General features: G+C 33.1%; 9 protein-coding genes. 7 read left to right on the forward strand and 2 right to left on the reverse strand.

All coding sequences use genetic code 11. The features are described from left to right. Positions 1–87 precede the first annotated feature (87 nt). The 7 genes from JVV30_RS02465 (at position 88) to JVV30_RS02495 (ending at position 10,758) form a co-directional block, all read left to right on the forward strand. Positions 88–660 carry a TVP38/TMEM64 family protein gene (locus JVV30_RS02465; protein WP_070855101.1) on the forward strand — a complete coding sequence of 191 codons (573 nt, stop codon included), beginning with the start codon at positions 88–90 and terminating at the stop codon, positions 658–660. 4 nt (positions 661–664) lie between these two features. Further along, positions 665–1,189, forward strand: a complete 525-nt coding sequence (gene lepB, locus JVV30_RS02470; RefSeq protein ID WP_070855100.1) for a signal peptidase I — start codon at positions 665–667, stop codon at positions 1,187–1,189. A gap of 14 nt (positions 1,190–1,203) precedes the next feature. Continuing rightward, the gene (gene lepB, locus JVV30_RS02475) at positions 1,204–1,776 is read left to right on the forward strand and encodes a signal peptidase I (RefSeq protein ID WP_204193291.1); all 573 of its coding nucleotides are present in this window, start codon (positions 1,204–1,206) and stop codon (positions 1,774–1,776) included. A 158-nt stretch (positions 1,777–1,934) separates the two neighbouring features. Continuing rightward, on the forward strand, positions 1,935–5,423 hold the full coding sequence (gene addB, locus JVV30_RS02480) for a helicase-exonuclease AddAB subunit AddB (protein ID WP_204193293.1): 3,489 nt from the start codon (positions 1,935–1,937) through the stop codon (positions 5,421–5,423). After that, complete coding sequence (addA, locus tag JVV30_RS02485; RefSeq protein ID WP_204193295.1) at positions 5,416–9,108, forward strand: helicase-exonuclease AddAB subunit AddA; 3,693 nt, start codon at positions 5,416–5,418, stop codon at positions 9,106–9,108. Before addB ends, addA begins: the two co-directional genes overlap by 8 nt. Before the next feature lie 109 nt (positions 9,109–9,217). Then, positions 9,218–10,123 (forward strand): fumarylacetoacetate hydrolase family protein, encoded by a 906-nt coding sequence (locus JVV30_RS02490; RefSeq protein ID WP_053029751.1) that lies wholly within the window; start codon positions 9,218–9,220, stop codon positions 10,121–10,123. A gap of 233 nt (positions 10,124–10,356) precedes the next feature. Further along, positions 10,357–10,758, forward strand: a complete 402-nt coding sequence (locus JVV30_RS02495; protein WP_037538693.1) for a YisL family protein — start codon at positions 10,357–10,359, stop codon at positions 10,756–10,758. 76 nt (positions 10,759–10,834) lie between these two features. On the opposite strand, the gene JVV30_RS02500 is transcribed toward JVV30_RS02495, so the two are convergent. Both JVV30_RS02500 and JVV30_RS02505 read right to left on the reverse strand, forming a co-directional pair. Continuing rightward, on the reverse strand, positions 10,835–12,157 hold the full coding sequence (locus JVV30_RS02500; RefSeq protein ID WP_070855097.1) for a CoA-disulfide reductase: 1,323 nt from the start codon (positions 12,155–12,157) through the stop codon (positions 10,835–10,837). An 80-nt stretch (positions 12,158–12,237) separates the two neighbouring features. Then, positions 12,238–13,062, reverse strand: a complete 825-nt coding sequence (locus tag JVV30_RS02505; RefSeq protein WP_053029747.1) for a Cof-type HAD-IIB family hydrolase — start codon at positions 13,060–13,062, stop codon at positions 12,238–12,240. Positions 13,063–13,133 lie beyond the last annotated feature (71 nt).

A 13,133-nucleotide genomic window follows, 5' to 3' on the forward strand; every position in this document is an offset into this window, starting at 1 on the left:
CATAGAGGTAGATTTATAAATGAAACAGTGTACAATATTTCTATGAAATAATGACTGTTAATTCAATAGGAAGGATTTGATGTAACTGTGTTTCATCAAATTGAACAATGGTTTGATTTATTACAAGGTTTTGGTTACTTAGCTGGGTTTATCATATTATTTTTTAGGGCCATTGTACCAGTGCTTCCATTAACATTGTATGTTATTTTATGTGTTCATGCGTATGGCTTTTTAGCAGGTACGATTGTGAGTTGGTTAGGTGTTGTAGCAGGTACTTACACTGTCTTCTTCTTCTGTAGAAAATTCGTGAATGCCAACTTTATGAAACGGATTAAATCAAGACGATCAGTCGAAAGATTAATTCATTTTATTGACAGACAAGGTTTGGTACCTATATTTATCTTAATGTGCTTTCCATTTACCCCTAATACACTTGTCAACTTTGTAGCTAGTTTGTCTCATATTAGAGGTAAATATTACTTTATGATTTTACTTGTATCTAAGCTTATTTCTATCACATTTTTGGCAATTATGGGAAAAAGTGTAACAACTTTTTTTACACATCCTTTTAGAGCAGTCATGATAATAATGGTAACGATAGCATTATGGTTTATTGGTAAGAAAGTAGAAGGCTATTTTATGGGTTCGGACAAGGAGTGACAACGTGCGTAGAATTGCAAGTTGGGTAGTAGCATTACTATTTGCTTGTCTCTTTGTCATTTTTATACAAATGTTCATCATTAAAGGTGCGGTCGTTCAAACTAACGATATGTCTCCCACTTTAAATAAAGGTGATCGCGTCATTGTTAATAAAATTAAAATCACCTTTAACTTATTGGATGATGGTGATATCATCATGTATCGCCAAAATGATCAAATGCACTTTGGTCGATTAGTGGGTAAACCTGGTGAATCTATAGAAATCAGAAATGGTGAATTGTATAGAGATGATAGACAAGTTGACAAATTTTATGCTAAAAATAGAGATATTAATAATTTTGCGATAAGAGATTTACATGATTCTGATGGTGATATTATTCCACCAAATTCATATTTTGTTTTAAATGATAATGGTGATAAACGCAGTGATTCACGTAGATATGGATTAATAGATAAAGACGATATTGTTGGAGATGTTAGTTTGAAATATTATCCATTTAAAGAATTTACCTATCAATTTAATAAGTAGATGAGGTGTTAATAGTGAAAAAAGAAATAGTTGAATGGATTGTTGCCATAGCGGTAGGTTTATTACTTGTATGGGTAATGGTAAACTTCGTCGCTAAGTCATATACGATTAAAGGCGATTCTATGGATCCAACATTAAAAGATGGCGAACACGTTATGGTCAATATTTTAGGATATAAAGTTGGAGACATTAAAAAAGGGAACGTTATCGTTTTTCACGCGAATCAACAAGACGACTATGTAAAACGTGTTATTGGTGTGCCGGGAGATAGTGTTGTTTACAAAGATGACAAACTATATGTGAATGGTAAAAAGATAGATGAACCGTATCTTGATTACAATGAAAAGCGTAAACAAGGAGAATATATTACGGGTTCATTTGAAACGAAAGATTTACTAAATGCCAATCCTAAATCCAATGTTATACCTAAAGATGAGTATTTAGTTTTAGGTGATAATCGAGAAGTGAGTAAGGATAGTAGAGCATTCGGGTTAATCGATAAAGATCAAATTGTAGGTAAAGTATCATTTAGATTTTGGCCATTCAGTGAATTTAAGTTTAATTTTAATCCTGACAACGATAAATAAAAGCATTGGCTAATAATTTGATATATAGCTATCAAGGCTGGAAATGGAATGTTATAGAGATTCCAACCAGTCTTTTTTTGTTCACTATTTTAATGCAACAAAACATTTTTAGGAACGTATGTTCTATGTTAAAATGAACTCAAAGGAGTGTGGGAATAATGGAGTTGAACGCATACATAGGTAGAGCCGGGACAGGTAAATCCCATTATATGATTAATAATATAAAGCAACAAATGAAAGATGACCCACTTGGTGATCCGATTATTTTAATCGCACCAACTCAAAGTACGTTTCAATTAGAACAAGCTTTTGTAAGTGACAAGGCATTGAATGGAAGTTTAAGAACTGAAGTGCTTCACTTTGAACGTTTGAGTTATAGAGTTTTTCAGGAAGTAGGGGGATTAACTGAAGAACGATTAACGCAAGCAGCCACTGAGATGATGATTTATGATCTTGTTCAACAACATCAATCTGAACTCAAATTATATCGATCACAAGTGAATTACTATGGATTCAGTGAGAAGTTAAGTGAACAAATTCAAGATTTTAAGAAATATGCTGTTACGCCTGAACATTTGAAATCCTTTTTGCAAGATAATGACATAAGTACGAGAACGAAACATAAATTAGAAGATATATCCCTCATATACCAATCTTTTGAGGAACGTATAAATGGAGCGTTTATTACCTCAGAGGATAGCTTAAATCATTTTATTGATATTTTAAATCAATCAGAATGGATTAAAAGGTCAGAAATATACATAGACGGGTTTCATAACTTCTCTACATTGGAATATCAAATAATTAAAGCGCTGGTACAAAATGCCAAAAAAGTTACAGTCCTTCTAACAACAGATGGTAATGAAGATCCATTCAGTCTCTTTAGAAAACCATCCGAAGTATTAACCCACTTAAAGGAAATTGCTAATGATTTAAATATAGACTTACAACAACAATTATTTAAACAACAACATCGTTTTAACAACAAAGATTTAATGCAATTGGAACAACAATTTGATGCACTGCAAATTAATCCTGTAACTTATGAAGGTAATATTAATATTTTAGAATCATCAAGTATACGTGAAGAAGTGAATGAAGTGGCTCGCCAAATTATAAAAGATACACGAGATAAGCAATATCGATACCAAGATATCGCTATACTGTATCGCGATGAAAGCTATGCCTATTTATTTGACTCTGTACTTCCACAATATGACATCCCATTTAATATCGATACCAAAAGATCAATGACACATCATCCCATCATGGAAATGGTGCGTTCGCTTTTAGAAGTAATTCAAACGAACTGGAATATGAGTCCGATGATGCGCTTAATTAAAACCAATATTTTGTCTAATCATTTTAAAGATAGTGCGTATTTAATTGATTTATTAGAGAATTTTGTAGTTGAACGTGGTGTTTATGGCAAACGTTGGCTCGATGATAAATTATTTAGTGTAGATAATTTTACTAAAATGGGCCGAAAAGAGCATAAATTGACTGTTGAAGAACGAGAAACGTTTGAGCAAGTCGTTAATTTGAAGCATGATATTATCGATAAAATAGTAACTTTCGAAAAGGCAATGAACGAAGCGGATAATGTAAGAGGGCTTGCGACAGCATTTTATGAAACTATGGAGTCATTTGATTTACCAAAATATTTAATGACACATCGGGATCAACTAGATGTCGAGGGTCATCATGAAGAAGCGGAAGAAATTGACCAAATTTGGAATGGCTTTATCCAAATATTAGATGATTTAGTCACTGTATTTGATAATGAAGATATGACACTTAAACGCTTTTTAGAAGTTTTTGATATTGGTTTGGAACAATTAGAGTTTGTTATGATTCCGCAAACACTCGACCAAGTTAGTATAGGGACAATGGATTTGGCTAAGGTAGACAATAAAAAGCATATTTATATGGTTGGAATGAATGATGGCGCAATGCCACAACCTGTTTCGTCTTCTAGTTTAATAACTGATGAAGAAAAGAAAATGTTTGAGCAACAGACACAAGTTGAATTGAGTCCAACCTCAGATATCTTACAAATGGATGAAGCGTTTGTTTGCTATATTGCGATGACACGTGGAAGTGACCAAGTTACATTTTCATATAGCTTAATGGGGGCTAAAGGCGAGGATAAAGAGAAGAGTCCGTTTCTTGACCAAATACAAGCATTGTTTAATGGTTTAGAAGTAACGAATATTCACTATAAACATAATGCTCAACCTATTTCTTTAATGGAACATCCGCATCAAACTAAGGTAGCGTTATTTGAATCGTTAAAGCGTTGGTTGGAAGCAGAGATGGTTGCAGATATATGGGTAGATGCGTATCAAGTTATGCGAGATAATGACAAATTGAACGGTGGTTTAAGTTACTTATTAACAGCGTTGACATATGACAATGAAACGGTGCAATTAGATGAACCGTTGGCAGCATCATTATATGGTTCAACAATCAATGCCAGCGTTTCTAGATTTGAAGGATATAATGACTGTCCATTTAAACATTATGCGAACCATGGTCTAAGATTAAATGAACGCACGAAATATAAACTTGAAAATTTCGATTTAGGTAATATTTTCCATACTGCATTAAAGTATATTTCTGATAAGATTAATGGCGATTTTAAAAATCTTGATAATAAAAAGATTCGCGCATTAACTGTAGAAGCTTTAGAAAATGTATTGCCGCAAGTTCAGTTTAATCTTATGGATTCAAATGCGTACTACCGATATATGTCTAAACGAATTGGTGTTATTGTTGAAAGTACGTTGAAAGCTTTACGCTACCAAAATAAAAATACAAAGTTTAAACCGCAACGATTCGAAGCAGGATTTAGAAAATCACCTAAGAACAGTGAAGAACTTATTGCACAACCATTAATTACAGAACAAGGTATTCCAGTTAATATACGCGGACAAATTGATCGTATAGATGCTTATACTAAGAATGATACGAGTTATATAAATATCATTGATTATAAATCATCTAATCCGAGTGCGACATTAGATTTGAAAAAGGTTTATTATGGCAAACAAATGCAAATGATGACTTATATGGATATTGCATTGCAAAATGCCCAAAGACTGGGCTTGTCAAATGAAATTAAACCAGGTGGGCTATTGTATTTCCATGTCCACGATGAACGTCTTAACTTTAAAGATTGGGGCGAATTGCAAGATGATGCTTTAACAGAAGATAAACTGGAACAAGCGTTTTTGAAAGAATATAAATTACGTGGATTAGTTAATAGTGATATGGATGTCGTAGATGCATTAGATATTCGATTAGAAGACATTGGCAAATCTGATATTGTTCCAGTTAGTTTGAAGAAAGATGGAAGTATTGGTAGTAGGGGAAGTAGTGTGGCTGATGAAACAACGATTCATAAATTTATTAAGCACAATAAAGACAACTTTATAAATACTGCCACAAACATTATGAAAGGTCACACTGAAGTTGCACCACTTAAATTTGATGACCAACTCCCATGTCAGTTTTGTAATTTTAAATCTGTTTGTCACGTGGATACGATGATAGATAGTAAACATTATCGTCATGTAGATGAAACAATAGACCCTATTAAAGCAGTACAAGATGTCGAGTTAGAAAGTGGTGATAATAATGAATGATATTCCGATTAAACCTAAAGATGCGCAATGGACAGATGCGCAATGGAAAAGTATATATGCTAATGGGCAGGATATATTAGTAGCCGCTGCTGCTGGTTCCGGCAAAACTGCCGTTTTAGTAGAAAGGATTATCCAAAAAATAATTAGAGACGAAATAGATGTTGATAAATTACTTGTTGTAACATTTACAAATTTAAGTGCTAGAGAAATGAAACATCGTGTAGATCAACGTATTCAACAAGCTTCAATTGAAGATCCGAGCAATGAACATTTAAAGAATCAACGTATTAAAATTCATCAAGCACAAATTTCAACACTACATAGTTTCTGTCTAAAGATTATCCAACAGCACTATGATGTCATTGATTTAGATCCCAATTTCCGTACTATAAGTGATGTGGAAAATGTACTTTTACTTGAACAAGCTATTGATGAGGTACTAGAAAAGCATTATGAAACACCAGATGTTGAGTTTCTTACGCTTGTGGAACAATTATCGAATGACCGAAATGATAATAGTTTTAGAGATTTATTAAAGCGTTTCTACAACTTTAGTATCGCTAATCCATCACCATTTGAGTGGCTAGATTCATTAGTTGATATCTATGACAATGAAGATAAACATGAAGCATATTTAAAAGAATTAGAAAAACTAGCAAAAATTTATATCAAAGCAGCATACCGTACCTTATTAGAAGCGGAAAATAACTTTTTAAATTGTATAGAAGCAGAAAAACATTTAGATGTTATTAAATTAGAAAAATACAAATGTGAAAAAATGCTAGAGGGTAATGTAATAAATTATGAAGAAATTCTTAATTACGCTTCTGAAAAATTGCCTACAATTACTAAAAAATTAAAAGACACGAATGAAGACGCAGGTATAAGTGCTCAATTTTTAACAAATGCGAAAGACTTTTATGATGACTATAAAAAGCTATTATTAAATGTGAAAAATAAGTATTTAATGCGTTCTTTTGAAGAATTAAAGGTAGATATGAAGCGTTTAGCACCAAGAATACAGTATCTTGTTCGAATTGTTAAAGATATTATTAATGATTTTGCTGATAAGAAACGTAGTCGCAACGTTCTAGATTTTTCTGATTATGAACACTTTGCATTACAAATATTAACTAATCAAGAAGGAAATGCTTCACCCATCGCTAAAGAATATCGTGCCCAGTTTTCAGAAATATTAGTAGATGAATATCAAGATACAAACCAAGTACAAGAAGCTATTATATCTAAAATTAAACGTGGCGATGAGTCTAATGGTAATTTATTTATGGTAGGCGATGTTAAACAATCTATTTATAAATTTAGACAAGCTGACCCAACGCTATTTATGAATAAATATCATCGTTTTACAAAGAATGGTGATGGAACTGGTATGCGAATTGATTTATCTAAAAATTTCCGTTCGCGTAAAGAAGTGCTCGCCACGACCAACTATTTATTTGATCATATGATGGATGAAGAAGTTGGTGAAATTGATTATGATGCTGATGCACGACTTTATTTTGGTGCTACTAAATATTCTGATAAATCTATGCCACTTGAATTACATGCATTAGTTCAAGATAAAAGCAGTGATACGGATTTAGAAAAATTAGAACAAGAAGCCCGTTATATCGTTGAACAAGTTAAAGATATCGTTGAAAATAAACAGGTATATGACATGAAGACGGAAACATATAGACAGGCGACTTTCAAAGATATCGTCATACTTGAGAGAGGTTTGAAAAATGCACGTAACTTACAACAGGTATTTAAAGACAATAATATTCCGTTTCATGTAAATAGTAAGGAAGGCTACTTCGAACAAACTGAAGTGCGATTAGTCTTATCTTTTTTAAGAACTGTCGATAATCCATTGCAAGATATTTATCTAGTTGGATTGATGAGATCGGTAATCTATCAATTCACAGAAGATGAATTAGCCCATATACGTGTGCTCAGTATGAATTATGATTATTTCTATCAATCTATCATGCACTATATTAAAGATGAGGAAGCGCGACCAGCATTAGTTAAAAAGTTACAACGTTTTATCGATGATTTAACAATGTATCAAGCCTATAGTCAGTCGCACCCAGTTTACCAACTCATAGACAAATTTTATAATGACCACTATGTTATTCAATATTTTAGTGGCTTAATAGGTGGTAAAGGTAGACGTGCAAATCTTTATGGATTGTTCAACAAAGCAGTGGAATTTGAGAATTCAAGCTTTAGAGGATTATATCAATTCATAAGGTTTATTGATGAATTAATCGAGCGCAATAAAGACTTTGGTGAAGAGAACGTTATAGGACCTAATGATAATGTGGTGCGAATGATGACAGTTCATAGTAGTAAAGGTTTAGAGTTCCCATATGTGATTTACTCTGGACTCTCTAAAAATTTCAATAAAGGTGATTTACGTAAACCACTAATTTTAAACCAAAAATATGGTCTGGGTATTGATTATTATGATTTGGAACAAAATGTGACGTATCCTTCTCTATCATCAGTAGTCATTAAATCAATTACTGAAAAAGAATTAATCTCAGAAGAAATGCGCTTGATGTATGTGGCTATGACCCGTGCTAAAGAACAACTCATTCTTATTGGGACAATTGATAAGGAAGAAGTCTTAGAAAAATTTGAACGACTGCCTATTGCAAATAATCATATTGCATTACACAAGCGATTATCCGCTGATCGACCTTTTGATTTAATTTATAGTATTTTAGCTAAGTATCAATCTTCATCTCTATTACCGGAATATCAATTTGAAAAATCAATTGATCAATTAGATGAAAGTTTACGTCCTTCTGTGGAAATTAAGGTCGTACATTTTGAAGCACTTTCGATTGAAAATAGTGAGTCCGAGCAGGAACGTCGTAGCGTTTCGGATTTAGAGACAGAAGGCACTCATGATGATGCTTTGAAACAACAAATTAATGAACAACTCTCTTTTGAATATCCTTACTTAAAGGATACGGAGAAGCCATCAAAACAATCCGTTTCTGAATTAAAGCGACAATTAGAAACAGAAGAAAGTGGCACAAGTTATGAAAGAGTCAGACAATATCGTATAGGTGTTTCAACGTATGAAAGACCAAAATTCCTAAGCGCTAATCGTAATCGAAAAGCTAATGAAATTGGTACCTTAATGCATACAGTTATGCAACATTTACCATTTAAAGACACACGAATGACTGAAACAGAATTAAATGATTATATTGATGAGTTAATCGCAAAGCATATCATTGAAGCGGACGCTAAGAAAGATATTCAATTTGAATCAGTTATGAATTTTATCAGAAGTGACTTGTATATGACGATTACACAAGCTGATGAAGTATATAGAGAGTTACCGTTTGTTGTAAATCAAGCGCGTGTTGACGAAATGCCTGAAGAGGATGAAGATGTATCAATAATTCAAGGAATGATTGATTTAATTTTCTTAAAAGACGGGCAATATTACTTTGTAGATTATAAGACGGATGCCTTTAATAAACGTAGGGGTATGACGGATGAAGAAATAGGTAATCAACTTCGAGATAAATATAAAATTCAAATGAAGTATTATCAAAATACATTAGAAACGATTTTGAATTCTAAAGTGTATGGTTATCTGTATTTCTTCCAATTTGGTCAAATGAGTATTGACGACGGTGACAAACGATCTTCTAATTAAATATCATCCAATTCACTAAATTTCTAAAATTTCAGATATATATATTTGTGGTTTAGCAAAGATTAAAGTTATAATATGTATTAAGATATAGATGAGGAGTTGATACTGAATGAAATTTCTATCATTCAATTATAATGACGCTGAATCTTACGGCGTAAAAGTTAAGCGTGAAGACGCAGTTTGGGATCTAAAAAAAGTGTTTGCACAATTTGGCGAAGGTGACTTCCACCCTAAAACACTATTAGAAGGTTTACAACAAAACCAAACACTTGATTTCCAAGAACAAGTACGTAAAGCAGTTGTCGCAGCTGAAGATAGTGGTAAAGCAGAAGAATTCAAAATCGCTTTCAATGATATTGAATTCTTGCCACCGGTTACACCACCAAATAATGTTATCGCATTCGGTCGTAATTACCAAGATCACGCAAGTGAATTAAATCATGAGGTACAACGTTTATACGTATTTACTAAAGCAGCATCATCATTAACTGGTGATGAATCAACAATTCCAAATCATAAAGATATCACTGATCAATTAGATTATGAAGGCGAATTAGGTATCGTCATCGGCAAATCTGGAGAAAAAATTCCAAAAGCGTTAGCATTGGACTATATTTATGGTTACACAATTATTAATGACATCACTGACCGTAAAGCACAAAATGAACAAGATCAGGCATTTTTATCTAAAAGTTTAACTGGTGGTTGCCCAATGGGACCTTACATTGTAACTAAAGATGAGTTACCAACACCAGAAAATGTTAATATTGTAACTAAAGTTAACAATGAAATTCGTCAAGATGGTAATACAAGTCAAATGATTAATAAAATTGATGACTTAATTGAAGAGATTTCTAAATATGTAGCATTACATCCAGGAGATATCATTGCTACTGGTACACCAGCTGGTGTGGGTGCAGGATTACAACCACCTCAATTCTTACAACCAGGTGATGAAGTTAAAGTTACGATTGATAATATTGGTACGTTAACTACTTATATCGCAAAAGATTAACGGCTATTCAACATATAAATTGTCATTACTAGCTCATAATCAGTAACTGACTCAATTGCGATGACGTACACAATACGTCTTTCTTGATTCCATATATTTATATAGGAGTGGTAAATTGAACGCATCATGCGCTCGATGCACCACTCCTTTTATCGTTTAACAATACGTTTGGATATAGATATGATATGATGATTAAGTAAAAAAGTAATCAATAGTATTGGGGGAATTTAGTCTTGTTACATATGCATATTGCAAGTTGGGCATTGACAATTATTTTATATGTAATTGCATTTTTACATATTTCAAAATCACAAGGTCCTACACCTATGTTTAAACCTTTACAAATGGCCTTGAGAGTCTTTATGTTACTTACATTGTTCTCAGGATTTTGGTTGTTAATTCAAGAATTTATGGCCGCTAGTCATGGCGGTGGCGGTAATCATATGTTGTTAACATTGAAGATGCTTTGTGGTATCGCAGTAGTTGCATTAATGGAAGTATCTATTGCGAAACGTAAGAAACACGAAGCAAGCCACGGTTTATTCTGGGCAACAATTATTTTAATCATTATTACTATGGCATTAGGTATTATCCTACCATGGGGTCCAATCAGTAGTCTTTTTGGAATTAGTTAAAATAAGATAAGTGATTCATGAAAGAGGTATAGCCCTTAAATGATTGTTATTAACAAAATCATTTAAGGGCTATATTTTATAAATCCCGGGCTTTATAGCCAATCATATTAATCAAATCTTTAGGATGACTATAGGGTGGCGCATAGGCTACTTCAAATTCAGTTAATTCATCAATAGTAATGCCACTCATCATTGCCATTGAAATGACATCAATGCGTTTATCTACGCCTTCTTTTCCAATTGCGGCAGCACGCAATAGTCGACGACGTTCAGCATCAAAGTAAACACGCAAGTGGATTTCTGTATTTCCAGGGTAATAACCAGCATGTGTTCCAGAAGTAATTTCAACCATTTGAGTATCAAACTGAGATAATTCTTCAACTTTAACGCCCACACTTGCTAATGTATAGTCAAAAAATTTAACGATATTAGTACCTAGAAATCCTTTGAAAGTAATATGATCGTTACCAGCAAGTTGTTCAGCAATGATACTGGCGCCACGATGTGCACCCCATGCTAAAGGAACTTGTGCAGGTAGATTGACATGGCGATAGAAAGAAATGATGACGTCGCCTAATGCATAAATATTAGGGATATTCGTCTCAAATTTCTCATTAACTGGAATAAACCCTTTGTCATTTAATGCTATATTTGACGACTCGATGAAGCTTGAATTTGGGTGTGTACCGACACCTTCAATAATTAAATCATAGTCTTCTATGACACCTGATTTAAACGTTACTTGATGGTCATGAATGCTAATGATTTCTTCATTTAAACGATAAGGTATATGACGTGAATCAAGCTCGTCAAAGATAACTTGATTCATATCTTGGTCCATTAACTTGTTTACTTTTTCAGAACGGTGAATTAATGTAACCTCTAAACCTCTAGTATATAAATTCTCTAAGACTTCTAATGAAATATAGCCTGCACCAACGACCAATGCTTTCTTAACTTGATGTTGCTCAATAAATTGATCTATTGCATCAGTATCTTCCATATTGCGTAAAGTGAAAATGAAATCATTATCAAAGCCTAATGAATTAGCACCTGCACCTGGACTTAAAATGAGTTTGTCATAACTAGTTTCAAATGTTTCTTTAGTTTCACGATTTAACACTGTAACGGTTTGAGCTTTATCATTAATGGCAATCACTTCGTGATACGTTTTTACTGTAATATTTTTCTTCTCTTTAAACATATCTGGCGTAATCGGTAATACATCTTTTCGCTCATTTACAACGTTGCCGAGATAGTAAGGCAAGCCACAATTAGCGAAACTCATGTCGCGGTCTTTTTCGAAAATGGTAATTTGACTGTCTTTATCTAAACGACGGATTTGGCTGGCGCAAGTTGCACCACCCGCAACAGCTCCGACTACAATAATCTTTCGCATCGTATATTCCTCCATAAACATATAGTAAAAAAGTGAGACATTAGAAAAATATACATTTGTCTCACTTTATGAATTGATTGTTAACCTTTGTAAGGTATATTTAATTTAAAGAAATCATTTAAATAACGACCGATACCGTCATCATTGTTTGAATAAGTAATATGGTTAGCAATATGTTTTAATTCATCAAGGCCATTGTCCATTGCAATGCCATATTTAGCATATTTGATCATTTCGATATCATTATCCTCGTCTCCGAAAGCGATAATGTGAGAAGATTCGATTCCTAGATAATCTTTGACTTGATCAATCCCACGTGCCTTGCTTATACCACGTTTAACAATTTCAATGACTGGGAACGGTGCACCCCAACGTCTGTGTTCAATATTCTCCGCATAGAAACGCGTAAGCATTTGCTTGATTCTAGGTATGTAAATTTCTTCGGCTTCTACAAGTAAAGATGTCGGCGCTTCGTCTAATTCTTCTAATAAATTACCTGTTTCTATTTTAGGGTTACCCATTGAGAAACCTTCAAATAATCTAGGATCGTGATTATTAATAAAGACATGATCGCGTACCTCAGCAATAATATTTGTAATTTTTGCTTTTTGAAGTGATTCAATCATATTTCTAGCTAAGTCTACATCTAAAACTTCATGGGTCGTTTTAAAATCATCTGATTTAGGATGATGCACATAAGCACCATTGAAGTTTACAATAGGTGTGTCCATATTTAACTCATGGTAATATATTTGGCTTGCACGATAAGGTCGACCAGTTGCAATCATAATTTGATGACCTTGTTTTTTTAAGGTTGTAAGTACTTTTTTAGTATACTCACCAATTTCTTTATTATCATTTAATAATGTTCCATCTAAATCTAAACAAATTAAATAAGGTTTCATATATTTCTCCTTAAGCTACATATCAATAGAATAAAGTTCACTATCATTTTATATCAAATGTCTGTGAAGGT

Origin of the sequence: Staphylococcus sp. GDY8P47P (assembly GCF_016892225.1) — a bacterium.
GTDB lineage: Bacteria > Bacillota > Bacilli > Staphylococcales > Staphylococcaceae > Staphylococcus > Staphylococcus borealis.

What these genes read in the sequence shown, in the direction of transcription:
- addB (WP_204193293.1), top strand. Translation starts at nt 1,935, where the DNA reads ATGGAGTTGAACGCATACATAGGTAGAGCCGGGACAGGTAAATCCCAT.
- JVV30_RS02500 (WP_070855097.1), bottom strand. Translation starts at nt 12,157, where the DNA reads ATGCGAAAGATTATTGTAGTCGGAGCTGTTGCGGGTGGTGCAACTTGC.
- JVV30_RS02505 (WP_053029747.1), bottom strand. Translation starts at nt 13,062, where the DNA reads ATGAAACCTTATTTAATTTGTTTAGATTTAGATGGAACATTATTAAAT.
- addA (WP_204193295.1), top strand. Translation starts at nt 5,416, where the DNA reads ATGAATGATATTCCGATTAAACCTAAAGATGCGCAATGGACAGATGCG.
- JVV30_RS02490 (WP_053029751.1), top strand. Translation starts at nt 9,218, where the DNA reads ATGAAATTTCTATCATTCAATTATAATGACGCTGAATCTTACGGCGTA.